General features: G+C 55.8%; 14 protein-coding genes. 3 read left to right on the forward strand and 11 right to left on the reverse strand.

Annotated features, from left to right (window positions below):
• The first annotated feature begins 25 nt into the window (after positions 1-25).
• Positions 26-628 (forward strand): DNA-3-methyladenine glycosylase I, encoded by a 603-nt coding sequence (locus tag AC2FIZ_RS03390; protein WP_282021276.1) that lies wholly within the window; start codon positions 26-28, stop codon positions 626-628.
• 6 nt (positions 629-634) lie between these two features.
• On the opposite strand, the gene AC2FIZ_RS03395 is transcribed toward AC2FIZ_RS03390, so the two are convergent.
• From AC2FIZ_RS03395 to AC2FIZ_RS03410, 4 genes are all read right to left on the reverse strand, one after another.
• On the reverse strand, positions 635-1516 hold the full coding sequence (locus AC2FIZ_RS03395) for a fructose bisphosphate aldolase (protein ID WP_281972141.1): 882 nt from the start codon (positions 1514-1516) through the stop codon (positions 635-637).
• 72 nt (positions 1517-1588) lie between these two features.
• Entirely contained in the window at positions 1589-2938 is a 1350-nt protein-coding gene (locus AC2FIZ_RS03400; protein WP_281994654.1) for a cytochrome P450, read from the reverse strand.
• Positions 2935-4149 carry a hypothetical protein gene (locus tag AC2FIZ_RS03405; RefSeq protein ID WP_281994655.1) on the reverse strand — a complete coding sequence of 405 codons (1215 nt, stop codon included), beginning with the start codon at positions 4147-4149 and terminating at the stop codon, positions 2935-2937. The genes AC2FIZ_RS03400 and AC2FIZ_RS03405 overlap by 4 nt, the downstream gene beginning before the upstream one ends.
• 63 nt (positions 4150-4212) lie before the next feature.
• Complete coding sequence (locus AC2FIZ_RS03410; RefSeq protein ID WP_281994656.1) at positions 4213-4965, reverse strand: cytochrome c biogenesis CcdA family protein; 753 nt, start codon at positions 4963-4965, stop codon at positions 4213-4215.
• A gap of 105 nt (positions 4966-5070) precedes the next feature.
• On the opposite strand from AC2FIZ_RS03410, the gene AC2FIZ_RS03415 reads away from it, so the two are divergent.
• Positions 5071-5304: a sulfurtransferase TusA family protein gene (locus tag AC2FIZ_RS03415; RefSeq protein ID WP_142633957.1), complete on the forward strand. Its 234-nt coding sequence runs from the start codon at positions 5071-5073 to the stop codon at positions 5302-5304.
• Positions 5305-5349: 45 nt separating this feature from the next.
• Here AC2FIZ_RS03415 and AC2FIZ_RS03420 read toward each other — a convergent pair whose 3' ends face one another.
• The 7 genes from AC2FIZ_RS03420 to purC form a co-directional block, all read right to left on the reverse strand.
• Positions 5350-8085: an Rne/Rng family ribonuclease gene (locus tag AC2FIZ_RS03420; RefSeq protein ID WP_282027423.1), complete on the reverse strand. Its 2736-nt coding sequence runs from the start codon at positions 8083-8085 to the stop codon at positions 5350-5352.
• 506 nt (positions 8086-8591) lie between these two features.
• Positions 8592-9926 (reverse strand): sigma-54-dependent transcriptional regulator, encoded by a 1335-nt coding sequence (locus tag AC2FIZ_RS03425; protein WP_142633961.1) that lies wholly within the window; start codon positions 9924-9926, stop codon positions 8592-8594.
• 12 nt (positions 9927-9938) lie between these two features.
• Positions 9939-11717: a sensor histidine kinase gene (locus tag AC2FIZ_RS03430; protein ID WP_142633963.1), complete on the reverse strand. Its 1779-nt coding sequence runs from the start codon at positions 11715-11717 to the stop codon at positions 9939-9941.
• Positions 11718-11753: 36 nt separating this feature from the next.
• The gene (purQ, locus tag AC2FIZ_RS03435; RefSeq protein WP_271946978.1) at positions 11754-12422 is read right to left on the reverse strand and encodes a phosphoribosylformylglycinamidine synthase subunit PurQ; all 669 of its coding nucleotides are present in this window, start codon (positions 12420-12422) and stop codon (positions 11754-11756) included.
• 22 nt (positions 12423-12444) lie between these two features.
• Positions 12445-12675, reverse strand: coding sequence for a phosphoribosylformylglycinamidine synthase subunit PurS (gene purS, locus AC2FIZ_RS03440; protein ID WP_142633967.1), 231 nt, complete (start codon positions 12673-12675; stop codon positions 12445-12447).
• Between the two features lie 95 nt (positions 12676-12770).
• Positions 12771-13430 (reverse strand): MarC family protein, encoded by a 660-nt coding sequence (locus AC2FIZ_RS03445; RefSeq protein ID WP_496790603.1) that lies wholly within the window; start codon positions 13428-13430, stop codon positions 12771-12773.
• Between the two features lie 129 nt (positions 13431-13559).
• Complete coding sequence (gene purC, locus AC2FIZ_RS03450) at positions 13560-14315, reverse strand: phosphoribosylaminoimidazolesuccinocarboxamide synthase (RefSeq protein WP_271946969.1); 756 nt, start codon at positions 14313-14315, stop codon at positions 13560-13562.
• Between the two features lie 186 nt (positions 14316-14501).
• Here purC and AC2FIZ_RS03455 point away from each other — a divergent pair, with 186 nt between their 5' ends.
• Positions 14502-14819, forward strand: a complete 318-nt coding sequence (locus AC2FIZ_RS03455; RefSeq protein ID WP_142633973.1) for a DUF1476 domain-containing protein — start codon at positions 14502-14504, stop codon at positions 14817-14819.
• Positions 14820-14884: the final 65 nt, after the last annotated feature.

A 14884-nucleotide genomic window follows, 5' to 3' on the forward strand; every position in this document is an offset into this window, starting at 1 on the left:
ACCAGAACAAAAAGGGAACTTAGTGATGAGCGAAACAGTTACCGGCCCAGACGGTCAACCGCGTTGTGTATGGTGTCAGTCTGCGCCAGAGTTTTTCGACTATCACGACAATGAATGGGGCTATCCGGTCAGCGACGATCAGCGTTTGTTTGAGAAGCTGTGCCTTGAAAGCTTTCAGTCCGGCCTCAGCTGGCGCACCATTCTTTCCAAACGCGAGAACTTTCGAAAAGCATTTAAACATTTTGATTACAACGCAATAGCGAAGTTTGATGAGGCAGATGTCACCCGTCTTTTGCTGGATGCAGGCATTGTCAGGCATCGCGGAAAGATCGAAGCAGTCATCAACAACGCCCGGCGTGCCCAGGAGCTGGTGGCAGCTGAGGGGTCGATTGCAGCTTATGTCTGGCGCTATGAGGCCAGTTCACCGCCAGCGCCGCAAACAGCCTCAACTTCGGCTGAATCTATTGCCATGTCCAAAGACCTTAAAAAGAGGGGATGGAAGTTTGTGGGCCCGACCACGGTTTTTGCATTCATGCAGGCCATGGGTCTTGTAAACGATCATGCGACCGAGTGTTCTATGCGGGAAAAAGCGGCGCAGATGCGCCGCGATTTCACTAAACCGAAATAGCGCAGCTTAGGCAGAGGCGCGAGAAATCTTATCGATATTGCTGCCGAGGGCCGTATTGAATTCGGCATCTGACTGCTTTTTCGACAGTCCTTCGGTCAGCGCACGAGAGAAAGACGCAATCATCTTGCTATTCTGCGCCAGCAGATCACAGGCTTGTTCGGTCGAATATCCGCCGGACAGGGCTACGACCCGCAAAACTCTGGGGTGGTCAGCCAGATCGTCATACAGATTAGCCTGGCTGGGGATGGTAAGCTTAAGCATGACATCCTGACCATCATCCAACTGATCTAGGTTCTGCAAGATTTCCGATTTTAGAATTGCTTCGGCTTCGGCTTTGGTGGTCGAGTTGATGTTCACCTCGGGCTCGACAATCGGAACTAACCCGGCGGCAACGACTTCACGCGCCACATCGAACTGCTGAGCTACAACGTTTGCGATGCCTTTGGCGTTGGCCTCATGGATCACGGAACGTTCCTTAGTGCCGAAAACGCCTTCGGCTTTAGCCAAAGTGTCGGCCAGACCGGGGATCGGTTTCATGACCTGAACGCCATCGGCCTCATCCTCGAGGCCCTTGTCGATCTTCAGAAACGGAACAATGCCTTTTACGTTCCAAAGAAAATCTGCGACTTTACGGCCATCAATCTCTTCGCCGAGCGTGCGTTCGAACAGGATCGCGCCGATGACTTTGTCGTTTGTGAAGCCATCCGCCAGAATGATACGCGCGCGCATCTTCTGGATTTCGCCGAACATCTCTGCGTCCGAGCCGTATTCTGACGCGTCTACCCCATAAAGCGCCAGCGCCTTGGGGGTCGAGCCGCCACTTTGGTCCAGTGCTGCAATAAAACCGGCACCGTTGGACATCTGCTCGCGCTGTTGTGTTTTGGACATATGACTTTCCCGTTCGAAATGATTCCGCGTTTTTCAACCGCATACAGCATGGAGCATGCCGATGGTAGTTTGTTAGCGCTCAACCAGGCGCAACCAAATTCCATCTTTGGATCTGACGGTCAGATGAGCCACCGGAACCGGCTCTGGCATGTCCGAGATTTCGAACCTGAACTTCCGCAGTAGTGACGACAGCAATAACGGACCTTCGACCATTGCAAAACCGGCACCGATGCAAATGCGCGACCCGGCCGAGAATGGGATGAAAGCCTCTCTGGGACAACTTTCCTCATTGCCCTTAGCCCAGCGGGACGGGTCGAACCCGTCGGGGTCTGCCCACAGACGTTCGTGCCGATGCAGGTGCCATGGGCTGATGACTATCTGCGAGCCTGGTTTAATCGCCCGGCCCCTGAAGTTTTCGCGGCATGTGGCCTCTCGCACCATCATCGGGACCGGAGGGTACAGGCGCAGCGTTTCGCGAAACACGTCGCGGCTGAGCTTCAACAGCGATACGGAGGTAAAATCGGATAGGTCCAGCCCTTGCGCCTCGGCCGCCAGCTTGTCCTGCCAATCCGGGTGGGTCGCCAAAAGGTACAACGCCCAAGCCAACGCAGAAGCGCTGGTCTCGTGGCCTGCCAGAAAGAAGATCGCCACCTGATCAACCATCTCCTGCGTGTCAAAACACTTGCCGGTCTTGGGATCAGCCGTTGTCATGATCTTTGTTGCCAGATCATGCGGCGCCTGCCCGGCCTCAATCATCCTCGCGCGTTGAGCGGTCATTTCGGTGATCAGCGTCCTGATTTCACGCGCGGTCTTGCGAGTTTTTCTGGAATGTAGCCGCGGCATCCATTTGGGCAGAGGCAGAAACGCCGCCAAATTCAACAGCGGTTGCTCTCTTTGATAGGTTCGGAATTTCTCAAAAACCTGAGACGCAACGCGGTCTTCAATCGGTACAGAAAAAAGCGTTCGAAAGATCACATCCGCGGCGACGTGACTGGTGACCTCTTCGCACTCGATGACAGAACCGGCCTGTCCGCGCAGACGCGCGACGCAGGCCTCTGCCGCCTGAACCATGGCCGGATAGGTATCTTTCAGGCACCCGCCCTCAAACGCCGGGTCGATAACCCGGCGCTGGCGTTTCCAGTTTTCACCATTGGTCAGAAAGACCGAATTCCCCAGCAACGGCCGCAGACCCTCGCCAATACGGTCTGATTTCGGAAAATCATCGGGGCGTTTTTTCAGGACGGTTTCAACAAGTTCTGGTTGGTTCGTCAGATATGATCGAAAGAACGGCGTCTTAAACTCGGCCATCCATGCGCGGTACAATCGCTGCGGCTGTGCCGAGAGGATGTCCTTGCGAAACAACCTGAAATAGCGCCACAGCGAAACCCTGTCTGACCGCGATGTGGGCTTTGGCGGGGTCATGCTTGCACCGAAACATACTTGGATACAGATCGCACAATCCGGGATCCCGAAGGTTTGCGATCGGCGAACCGATGCCCAAGCGACAGAGGCCCGGCAGTCACGCGGAAATAATCGTACCTGTCCGGGTGATCAAAGGCACAGAGATATTGGAAATGCAGTCTGAAAAACCGCCACCTCAGGGCGCGCCACCGTTCTGCTGACAGCGTTTGCGTAAACGCGGCAGATAACACCAAAGGCCAGCGCTGATCGGCATCCGCGACCCCGCTTACAGCGACAGGATCACACAGAGCGAATGCGCAGCCGTCCCCGGGTGCAGAAATGTCGACCCAAGCCAAGTCTTCGCGTTTCGAAAGAAACCTCAGGTCCGCGCGCAGATCATATGCGTTGGGCAGGAACGAGACCATGGGAACCACCTGCCCCAATGTCAGAAAGGACAGCTCTGGCCCGTCTGTGCCCACCCGTCCGGATCGGATCAGATCGGCCAGAACCGTGACACCCAGATGAGCGCCGGAACTGTGGCCGACGATCAGAACCTCATCCGTCTCATCGGTAAGAGCTGCGGCAATCGCATTTGTGAACTCCGATAGTCGTCCGGTCAATTCAGGAGGTGTTTTACCGCCTGAAGCCGCTGAATAGGCGTAATCGTGCATCAGGTAATAGACGAACAGCTTGTTGTCGATTTTCCGGAACCACAGCATCAGCACATAGGCAACACCAATAGACAGAACCAACGCCACCAAAGACAGGATCGGCGCAAGCAGAACTGTCAGCCCGATGACCACAGCCATTGCGACCAAAAGCTGTGCGATCAGCATCACGATCGGATAAAGCGCGGCTATCACCGGACCTTTGCGCAATCGCATCAGGCGCCATAACACGCCGGTCGAGATATAGATCCATGCCGTACGCAGCATCTGCAGATAGGTGGCCGCAATCGAGTTCGACATGCTGGAGCGTACGATGTCGGACCAGACCAGCACCTCGACATCTGTGTGAACTTCAGCCCCGTCCTGAACCGAATGGACGTGCCATCCATACAAGCCCTCTCCGGTTTTGGGCGAGACCGAGATTTCATACCCTGAAATAGCCGCCTGTCTTGCGCTTTCACTGCGGTAGAGCTCGCGATAGCGCCGTGGGGGGATCGGGTCATACCCGGGAATATAGAATACCCTACGCCGTTTCACCCGAGGCTGATTTGTCTGACTGCTCATGGTCTTACCTTCTGCGACGCAGGTTAGCGCAGCATTACAGCCAAAGTAAGTCAGATAAGAGGGTTACCCAAAGTTTGCCAGCGCCGGGAAGGCTTCCAACAGCCACCAACTGAACTCAGTGAACAGGCCGGTGATCAGCATGATACCAACAAACAGCAACAGGCCACCCATGATCCTCTCGATCAGTGCCATATGGGGCTTTATTCGGTTCATCACCGACATGGATCGGTTCAGGAACATCGCGGCGAGCAGGAAAGGTATGCCAAGACCCGCTGCATAGACGCCCAGCAACAATGTCCCACGTGCCACGGATGCCTCGGAGGCAGCCAACGACAGGATCGCACCCAATTGCGGGCCGATACAGGGCGTCCAGCCAAAGGCGAAGGCCAGACCCAGAATATAGGCCCCAAAGACAGACCCGCCGCTGTCGCCGGCTTCGATCCGGGCCTCACGGTCAAGGAATGGGATGCGGAAGACGTTCAGAAAATGCAGGCCAAAAATGATGACAACCGCGCCTGAGATCTTGGCGAACAGCACCTGGTTCTGCAGCACGAACGCCCCAAACGCAGAGGCTGTGAAGCCAAGCAACAGAAACACCGTGGACAGCCCCATAACAAAGAACAGCGCCGAAAGTGTCGCCTTTCTGCGTGCACGGACCTCATCCTGCATCTCGTTGATCGTGACGCCGCTCATATAGGCGAGATAGGGCGGCACAATCGGCAGCACGCAGGGCGATAAAAAGCTGATCAACCCACCGAGCAATGCGATGAACATGGCGGGCAACAGCCCTGCGTCAATGATATCAATTCCGAACATGTTTCAGCACATATGTCATGAAGTCGCCCGCGTCACGGGGCCATTCGGTCACATCCTCGTGGTTGCACGCTGGACACCGTCTGAAAGTGGAAATATCTCAGGTACATGTCAAACCAAACCGAGACACTGGACGCGTTGGGGCTGCTGTGCCCTCTGCCCGTCCTGAAGGCCCGTAAACGGCTCAAGTCAATGCCCGCGGGAGCGGTCTTGAAAGTGCTGGCGGATGATCCCGCTGCAGTCATTGATGTTCCACATTTCTGCATGGAAAGTGGACATCGCTTGCTGTCACAGGAAGAATCTGACGGGCATCAGGTCTACATCATCCAGAAGTCCGTTTGAGGCCAATCAAAGAAAAAGGCGGGCTCTGAGGCCCGCCTTTTCAAGTTACTGGCCCAACGACCACCAACCGCGCCGTTTTGGCTTGGCAGGCTCCGATGGCGTTTCCGGTTCATCCGCAACCACTTCCAGCACAGGCTCTGTGACTTCTACTGCTGGTTCCTCAGTGGCTTCAACCGCAACAACCTCTTGAACAGGCTCTGCCGCTTCCGGCGTTTCTTCTGTCGGCACGGCAGTTTCCGAAACCGTTTCCTGTTTCGGTGCTGCTTCGGCTTCGACAGTTTCGATTTCTGCCGGAGCTTCCGTTTCAGCTTCGACCTTGGCCTCTGGTTCAGCTTTGACGACCTGTTCGGTTATCGTCTCGGCATCTTCGGCGTCCTTCTTCTTGCGACGCGGAGCCCGGCGGCGTTTAGGCTTGGCAGGCGCTTCTTCCTGCGTCTCTTCCACCGCTACTACGGCATCTGTTGCAGGTTCTTCCACAGCTTCTTCGGACGCTTCAGCTGTATCTTCATCAGCCTCCTGCCCGTTAGAATCCTGCCCCTCGGCACCACCATTGCCCTTCTTGCGACGACGCCGACGGCGCTTGCGCTTGGGTTTGGTTTCATCTTCAGCCTGCGGCGTTTCTTCTTCGACGGTCTCTTCTTCAGAGGCGTCGACCATTTCCATCAGCGTGGCATCAACCGATACAACCGGCGCACTGGCTTCGGGAACAATCCGGCTGGCGGTCTTGAACTTCTCCATCGAGAAATCAGGGCTTACCAGATGCACATCCCCTTCGATGCGAACCGACAGACCATAGCGCGCCTCAATCTGTGCGATATGCTCGCGCTTTTGGTTCATCAGGAAGTTGGCGATACTGACCGGGCAGCGCACCAGCACCTCGCGTGAGCGACGGCGCGTGCCTTCTTCCTCGATCTGGCGCAGAATGCTCAGCGCCATGTTGTCATCCGAACGGATCAGGCCGGTACCATGGCAGGCCGGACAAGGCTGTGTCGTTGCCTCCAACATACCGGGACGCAGGCGCTGTCGGCTCATTTCCATCAGACCAAAACCAGATATGCGACCAACCTGGATGCGTGCACGGTCTGTTTTCAGTTTTTCTTTCAGGCGTTTTTCGACAGCGGCGTTGTTCTTCCGCTCGTCCATATCGATAAAATCGATGACGATCAGACCGGCCAAATCACGCAGGCGCAACTGGCGAGCCACCTCTTCGGCGGCCTCAAGGTTGGTCTTCAGGGCCGTTTCCTCGATCGAGCCTTCTTTGGTTGCCCGACCCGAGTTCACGTCGACCGCCACAAGCGCTTCGGTCACGCCGATCACGATATAGCCACCCGATCTCAGCTGTACCGTCGGGTTGAACATCCCCGCCAGATAGCTTTCCACCTGATAGCGCGCGAACAATGGCAGCGCGTCTTCGTACCGCTGCACATTCTTGGCGTGCGACGGCATGATCATTTTCATGAAGTCCTTGGCGATGCGATATCCGCCTTCGCCTTCGACCAGAACCTCGTCGATGTCGCGATTATAGAGATCGCGGATCGACCGTTTGATCAGGTCGCCTTCTTCATAGATCTTCGCAGGCGCGATGGATTTCAACGTCAGCTCGCGGATCTGTTCCCACATACGTTGCAGATATTCGTAATCGCGCTTGATTTCGGATTTGGTGCGTTTCGCCCCGGCGGTCCGAATGATAAGACCCGCCCCTGTCGGGACGTCTATCTCAGCCGCAATTTCCTTAAGCTTTTTGCGATCAGGCGCGTTGGTAATCTTACGGCTGATGCCGCCGCCCCGCGCGGTGTTCGGCATCAAAACACAATATCGGCCAGCAAGTGACAAATAAGTGGTCAGAGCTGCACCTTTGTTGCCACGCTCTTCCTTGACGACCTGCACAAGCAGAACCTGGCGTACTTTGACGACTTCTTGAATCTTGTACCGGCGCGCGCGCGGTTTGCGCGGTGGACGGATGTCTTCGCTGTCATCTTCGTCGGCAACCGACTCAATGGTCTCGTCTTTTGCGGTGGCGTCCGTACGGGTGTTTTCTTCTTCGTCGTCGCCAGCCTCGTCAGGGGCGTCCTCGGCGTTGGCTTCAGCGCTTGTCGCGTCATCCGCGTCCGTCTCAGTCGCGGTGCTTTCCTGCGCCTCGGCTTCTTTGTCCGTGCCGTCCTGATCAGCGCTAGCATCTGATTGGTCGACTTCTTCCGCAGGCGCGTCTTCAGTTTCTGCGGTTGCTTCTTCCGCCTCCGGTTCGTCCGTCGGCTCTTCTACAGGAGTTTCTGCCACATGATCGGCCGGAGATGTTCCTTCTTCTACAGAAGGATCATTGGCCTCATCGCTCTCATCCAGGTCAATCGTTTCCATGCCTGTGGGTTCGGACGAGACTTCGACCGATTCCACTGCATCATCCGATTTGATATCGGCAGCCTTGGCGCGCGAGCGCGAACGGCGTCTTTTGGGCTTGGTTTCCTCAGCCTCATCACGCGCACGCATTGCCTCGGCATAGGCGCGCTCTTCTTCCATCAGAGCTTCGCGATCAGCGACGGGAATCTGATAATAGTCGGGATGAATTTCCGAGAACGCCAGGAATCCGTGGCGATTTCCGCCATAATCAACAAAAGCTGCCTGCAGCGAGGGTTCGACCCGTGTAACTTTTGCTAGATATATGTTGCCAGCAAGCTGACGTTTGTTTTCGGATTCAAAATCGAATTCCTCGACCTTGTTTCCGTCAACCACCACGACGCGGGTTTCTTCCGCGTGGGTGGCATCGATAAGCATTTTCTTAGCCATGTTTCCTTAGTGCACCGCGCCAAACGCGTTGTCCTAACCCGTCCAGGAGGATGGGTGCTTTTGGGGTGGTGTCTTGTCAGGGCGATTTCAGACGGCGCGCTGCAGGGTCTGGCACTGTGGCCCCCTGCCCGTACACTCAGTCGTTGCGCGCGCGTCATCGCGGTTCTTCTCCGACAGGCGCGAACGACCGCTGCCTGCCCATTTATTCCTTTCGCCCGCTTTTCTGCGGGCTCAGGCGTTCAATCACCCCGGTAAGGGGCACAATCGGTCTGCTTGGCCAGTGTGGGACCTGGTCTCCACCAGTGGCGTAGCAGCGAATCTCAAAGATCGGGACTTTTCGGCGTCAAATCCGCCCAGCCCGTCTGGTTACAATAAAAGCAGTCCTGTGGAAAAGACAATGGGCAAACTGCATTGAAGACCCCGACCACCGGTCGGGATCTCGTTATCCAGCTAAAAACATTACTTGGTATCACCCAAAGGGCCACAAAGGCATCGCCTCAAGCCCGTCACAGGTAATCGGAACGTTGCAGGCCATATTTGGCCATCTTCTCATTCAATGTCCGACGCGGCAGGCATAGTTCATCCATAACCGAGGCAATCGACCCCTTATGTCGCCGCATGGTATTGTCGATCAGCATCCGCTCGAATGCCTCGACATATTCCTTGAGCGGCTTGCCTTCGGTCGTCATCACGGGCTGCATTTCTTCGTGATCAGACATCAACAGAGACGCGATCGTCCCCGATCCGCGACGGGATTGCAGCACGGCACGTTCCGCGATGTTTATCAGCTGCCGTACGTTTCCGGGCCACGGCGCTTGCAAAAGCTGAGCCGCCTCTTGCGCACTGACCTGAGGTGCATCGCAGCCGTATTCTTCAGCGAATTGCTCGCTCAGCCGTGTGAACAGGGTCAGAATGTCTTCACCGCGCTGACGCAGCGGCGGCATTGTGATCCGCAATGCTGCAAGCCTGTAGAACAGATCAGGGCGCAGAACGTCCTCGCTGGTTTTCCCAGCTTCCTGCAGGTTAGAAATGGCGACGATGCGGGTTTCGGCAGGTGTGCCCTGATCGTTCATGACACTCAGCAGTTTCGCCTGAAGCGTATCGCTGAGCGCCTCGACATCCTCCAGAACCAGAGTTCCACCCCGGGCTTCCTCAATCGCGGGCAACTGGCTGTCTTCTGGCATCATCGGGCCGAACAGACGCTTTCCCAAGGCCTCTTCTTCGAGGGCAGCACACGAAACCAGAACAAATTTTTTGCCTGCGCGACTGCCAACAGCGTGCAACGCATGTGCAACCAGGGTTTTCCCGGTGCCGGTTTCTCCGTCGATTAGAACATGACCGTCAGCCTGCCCCAGATCCAGAATATCCTCGCGCAGGCGCTCCATCACGGGGCTGGCACCGATGAGCTTGTTCATGATCTGAGTGCCACCGGACAGCTCGCGGCGCAGGGCCCGATTGTCCAGCGTCAACCGGCGGGCATTGCTGGCACGTTTGGCCAGTTCGGACATCCGATCCGGGTTAAACGGCTTTTCGAGGAAATCAAACGCACCCACGCGCATGGCCTCGACCGCCATTGGCACGTCACCGTGGCCTGTGATCATGATCACCGGCAAGGTGCTGTCCGCGCCCATCAGCTTTTTCAACAGCTGGATCCCGTCCATACCAGGCATCTTGATGTCCGATATGACGATACCCGGATAATCCGGACCCAGAACTTTCAGTGCATCCTCGGCGCTGGAAAAGGTTTCAGTGTCATATCCCGACAGTGCCAGCCATTGGCTGATCGACTGGCGCATGTCCTGTTCGTCATCAACAATGGCGATTTTCATGGCCTGTGCCATATTCATTCCTCGTTATTCAGCGGCCTCAAGGCCATCGCTTCCAAGTATCGGCAGTTGCATCTCAAACACCGCGCCACCGTGCTGGCTGTTGCGCGCGGTCAGCCGTCCCCCATGGTCGTTCACGATACCGGATGAGATGGCAAGCCCCAGACCGACTCCATCGCCGGGTTGTTTGGTCGTATAGAACGGCTCAAACAGGTTTTCGATGTCTTCAATCCCATAGCCATTATCGCGTACAGTCAGCACCGCCTGGTCACCCGCGGCCAGTATGATTTCAACATCCGGTTCCGATACAGACTTGGTGGCGTCCAAGGCATTACGCAAGAGGTTCACCATCACCTGTTCGATCCGCATGCGGTCGCCCATGACTAGTACGCTTTCTTCCGGCAGTATCTGCGTAATCTTGACGTGCCTCTGTCGCAGTTGCGGCTCCATCATGGAGAGGGACGAAGCGAGCGCTTCGCCAAGGTTAACTGGTGAAAACGCATCCGCACCCTTGCGGGCATAGGACTTGAGCTGGCGTGTTATTGCGCCCATTCGTTCAATCAGACCGTCGATGCGGCCAAAGCTGGCCAGCGCCTCTTCGGGGCGGTTCCGTCGCAGCAGCAAACGCGCGCCGGCAAGATAGGTCTTCATTGCAGCCAAAGGTTGATTCAGCTCGTGGCTGACGGCCGCAGACATCTCGCCCAGGGCTGCGAGTTTCGAGCTTTGGGCCAGCGTCTGCTCGGCTACTTCCAGCGTCTTTTCAACCCGTTCCCTCTCAGCGATTTCCCGCTGTAACCTTGCGTTCAATGCGCGAAGCTCTGCCGACTCGCGCTGGAACAAGGCCATTCTGAACGTGGCCCTACGGCTGAGCGCATAGAAGGCAAGCGCCAACAGAATCGCAAAACCCATGATTTCCAATGCAAGAACGCTGTTTACCTTCTCACGGATCGAGGCGTAGGTCGTGAACGAGGTCATCGTCCAGCCGCGGAATGGAATGCGTGTCTCCATGCGGATCACCGCCTCGCCCTGCAAATAGGCGTCGGGGGGCAGAGCCGTCCAATCGGTCGTGGCCCTGATAGCGCGCTGGATGGCACTTTGCGGCGGCTGCCGCAGCATGGCAGCCCCCTCCTCTACTCCGCGCCATTGCGGTTCGGTTGACAGAATAATGGTGCCCGTACTGTCAGCGACCAGAACAGCATCGGAGATACCTGCCCAGGCGCGCTCAAATTTTTGCAGATCAACCTCGACGACTATGACCCCAAGGATGTCCGACGAGGCCTCCATCCGGCGCGAATAGATAAAGCTGTAACCACCGGATTCCTTTTCAATCACGGTGAAGATGGTCGAGTTTGACCGAATGGAATCTACAAAATACGGCGCGTTTCTGTGCGTCTCGCCCAACCGGCTGCGATCAGTTGCGGCAACAGATCGGCCATCCCGGTCTAAAAGCATCAAGGATGCGGCGCCTATCTCTTCGACAAAAGAAATAAGTCGCTGCGTGGACAGTGTAAAATCGCTGGATTGCAACGCCGAGATCAGCGTCGGATCCCGCGCCAGCAGCTGCGGCACAATCGCATTTCTGCGCAGCTCGCTCAGCAGGTTCCCGGAATACAGAGCAAGGCGCAGCTCGGCCCGGTTTCGCGTGGATTCAGTAAACCGATCCGTCAGCAGACTGTTGGTTATCCATATCGTCGCAACCGTTACCAACAAAAGCACCAGAACAGCCGCGCGCAAAGGCCAGCCAAGAGGCGCAGCGCGGAGCGGTTTGAACAGTGCAGACCAGGTAGAGCGTGTGTCGGAACTCATCCCCGAAAGTTACGCGGGCTAAGATGCAAGCTCAAGTCACGCAGGTGCGACGATGCCCGACAATGCGCGAAACAATGCCGTTCCATCGGTGCCACCATGCCCTTCGTCTGCCGCTCGTTCGGGATGCGGCATCATACCAAGAACACGGCGGTTTTCAGACAGAATGCCCGCAATGTCGCCAACCGAGCCGTTCGGATTCTCGGTATAGGTGAATGCGATCCGGTCGTGATCCCTGAGCGTGGACAATGTAGCCTCATCCGCGAAATAGTTTCCATCATGATGCGCAATCGGAATGCCGATCACATCGCCAGCGTTATAGCCTTGGGTAAAGGCGCTGTCGCTGGTTGCGACCTTCAGGCCTACGGTACGACAGATATATTTCAGGTTCGCATTGCGCAGCAGAGCGCCGGGCAGAATGCCCGTTTCGGTCAGGATCTGAAAACCGTTACAGATACCAACGGCGTATCCGCCACGCTCGGTGTGGTCGACCACGGCCTTGCAGATCGGGGATTGTGCGGCAATCGCTCCGCAGCGCAGGTAGTCTCCATAAGAAAACCCGCCGGGGACACCGACAATGTCCACGCCCTTGGGCAGAGCGGCATCTTTATGCCAGACCATGTCTACCTGGAACCCGGCCTGTTCAAAGGCAACGGCAAGATCCCGATCACAGTTGGAACCGGGGAAAACGATGACAGCTGCGCGCATGGCTAGCCCTCCTGCAAGCGGTTCAGACCAGTTCGATCTCGTAGCGTTCGATGACCGTGTTAGCCAACAGTTTTTCGCACATCTCGGTGACGTCCGATTCCGTCGCACCCTCGGCGAGTTCAAGATCAATCACCTTGCCCTGACGGACGCCTTCGACCTGATCAAAACCCATGGCACCCAATGCGTGGCGCACCGCTTCACCCTGAGGGTCAAGTACCCCGGTTTTCAGCATCACATGCACACGTGCTTTCATTTACTGCAACTCCAGCTGAGGGCCGGTATTTGAGGCCCGTTCCGTTGTGCGCGGGGATAGCGCGACTGTCGGCGTTCGACAACCCTTGTCAGCACCTACTCGGAACCCTTTAGCGCGGGATAATGCGTATCTATTGCGTTGAAGGTCCCTGTCAGAACCATTTCAACCGCTACGGCAACCAAAATGATAGCCATAACACGGGTGATCACATTGATCATTGTCGGCCCAAAGAACCTGGAAATAGGGTCAGCGAATAACAATCCCAGACCGACAATAGCGCAGGCAATCAAAACGGCCGCCCCCAAAGTTACTACCTCGGCGCCGTCGGGCAAACTATGCGCGAACACAATGGTTGTCGCGATAGTGCCGGGCCCAATCGTTAACGGGATAGCCAGGGGAACAACCGCAATGCTCTTCTTCTGCGCGCCATCTTTAACGGCTTTCTGATCGCTTTCTGACCGGTCAGACGCGTTCAGCATCGACATACCAACCCCAAGAATGATCAACCCACCAGCGATGCGAAAAGACGGAATGTCGATACCGAAAAGCGCCAGAATTTCTTCGCCGATCAGTACCGAAATCAGTGATACAATCACAACCGTGGCTGTCACAACCATTGCAACGCGTTTACGTTCTGGCGGGCTATACCCCTCGGTCATGCTGAGGAAAATCGGGATGCCGTATAGCGGGTTGAAAATCGCCAGCAGCGCAGCGAGGAACTTTAAAAATACTGCCTGATCAAATAGCTCGGCCATTTTTATTCACCCGATTACGCTTGTTCAACAAACAATGCCGGACAAGCTGCGGCCCTGTCAAATAACCGATCTCAAATAAAAACGCCGCCCAATATCGGCGGCGTTTTTGCGTTGTTCTTCGGCTTTCGATCAGTTGATCAGGGTCGGTTTGGACACATTGCTTTTCGGCAGAACGCCTAGGCGACGCGCAACTTCCGAGTAGGCGTCGGTCAGGCTGCCCAGGTCGCGGCGGAATACGTCCTTGTCTAGCTTCTGGCCGGTTTCGATATCCCAAAGACGGCAGCTGTCTGGGCTGATTTCATCCGCTATGATCAGGCGCTGGAAGTCACCTTCATAGACGCGACCGATTTCAATTTTGAAATCGACCAGACGAATGCCAACCGCCAGCATCACACCGCTCATGAAATCATTCACCCGCAATGCGAGGCTAAGAATGTCTTCCATGTCCTGCTGGCTGGCCCAGCCAAAGGCGGCGATATGTTCTTCGGTGACAAGAGGATCACCCAACGCGTCGTCCTTGTAGCAGTATTCCACTATCGGGCGCGGCAGCTGTGTCCCCTCGGCAATGCCAAGGCGTTTGGACATCGTGCCAGCCGCGAAATTGCGAACAATAACTTCAAGCGGTACGATTTCGCAGTTGCGGACCAACTGTTCGCGCATGTTCAGGCGACGGATGAAATGGGTCGGCACACCGATTTGATTCAACCCGTTCATAAAGTATTCGCTCAGGCGGTTGTTCAGCACACCTTTCCCGTCGATCACGTCCTTCTTTTCAGCGTTGAAGGCAGTGGCGTCATCCTTGAAATACTGCACGATTGTACCCGGTTCAGGGCCTTCATACAAAATCTTGGCCTTACCTTCGTAAATTTTCTTGCGACGCGCCATAAGCGACCTTTCCAGACTGTCGCGAGGGAAAAAGTTCCTTCGCCTTGGCGCTCTCTTAGTCCAACCCCCACCTTCCCGCAAGTTCCGAGGCCCGAGAGGCTTTGACGCAGCGCAAATACCTTGCACCCGGATCGTCGTATCGTCATATCATTAAGGAAAGAACTACCAACCCAAGGGGTCCAACTGATGACTACGTTTGACGAGCGCGAAAACGCATTCGAAGCAAAATTCGCCCATGATGAAGAAATGCAGTTCAAAGCACAGGCGCGTTGCAACAAACTGCTTGGCCTTTGGGCGGCCGAAAAACTGGGCAAAACCGGTAATGAAGCCGATGAATACGCAAAATCCGTTGTGATTTCAGACCTGGAAGAAACCGGGCACGAGGATGTCGTGCGCAAAGTTTCCGGCGATCTCGGGGATCTGTCTTCGGATGACGATATCCGTGCAAAAATGGCCGAGTTTCTGGTCGAGGCCAAAGCACAGGTTCTCAACGAAACCAACTAAGGTCTCCCCGCAATATTCATGATCTTCATGAGATTTATGAATTTGATTTGACGCCCCGGTCATGA

Source organism: Ruegeria sp. CDSB022, from assembly GCF_059611145.1.

Coding starts and splice junctions, on each gene's coding strand:
- AC2FIZ_RS03390 (WP_282021276.1), top strand. CDS start 26: ATGAGCGAAACAGTTACCGGCCCAGACGGTCAACCGCGTTGTGTATGG.
- AC2FIZ_RS03395 (WP_281972141.1), bottom strand. CDS start 1,516: ATGTCCAAAACACAACAGCGCGAGCAGATGTCCAACGGTGCCGGTTTT.
- AC2FIZ_RS03400 (WP_281994654.1), bottom strand. CDS start 2,938: ATGACCCCGCCAAAGCCCACATCGCGGTCAGACAGGGTTTCGCTGTGG.
- AC2FIZ_RS03405 (WP_281994655.1), bottom strand. CDS start 4,149: ATGAGCAGTCAGACAAATCAGCCTCGGGTGAAACGGCGTAGGGTATTC.
- AC2FIZ_RS03410 (WP_281994656.1), bottom strand. CDS start 4,965: ATGTTCGGAATTGATATCATTGACGCAGGGCTGTTGCCCGCCATGTTC.
- AC2FIZ_RS03415 (WP_142633957.1), top strand. CDS start 5,071: ATGTCAAACCAAACCGAGACACTGGACGCGTTGGGGCTGCTGTGCCCT.
- AC2FIZ_RS03420 (WP_282027423.1), bottom strand. CDS start 8,085: ATGGCTAAGAAAATGCTTATCGATGCCACCCACGCGGAAGAAACCCGC.
- AC2FIZ_RS03425 (WP_142633961.1), bottom strand. CDS start 9,926: ATGGCACAGGCCATGAAAATCGCCATTGTTGATGACGAACAGGACATG.
- AC2FIZ_RS03430 (WP_142633963.1), bottom strand. CDS start 11,717: ATGAGTTCCGACACACGCTCTACCTGGTCTGCACTGTTCAAACCGCTC.
- purQ (WP_271946978.1), bottom strand. CDS start 12,422: ATGCGCGCAGCTGTCATCGTTTTCCCCGGTTCCAACTGTGATCGGGAT.
- purS (WP_142633967.1), bottom strand. CDS start 12,675: ATGAAAGCACGTGTGCATGTGATGCTGAAAACCGGGGTACTTGACCCT.
- AC2FIZ_RS03445 (WP_496790603.1), bottom strand. CDS start 13,430: ATGGCCGAGCTATTTGATCAGGCAGTATTTTTAAAGTTCCTCGCTGCG.
- purC (WP_271946969.1), bottom strand. CDS start 14,315: ATGGCGCGTCGCAAGAAAATTTACGAAGGTAAGGCCAAGATTTTGTAT.
- AC2FIZ_RS03455 (WP_142633973.1), top strand. CDS start 14,502: ATGACTACGTTTGACGAGCGCGAAAACGCATTCGAAGCAAAATTCGCC.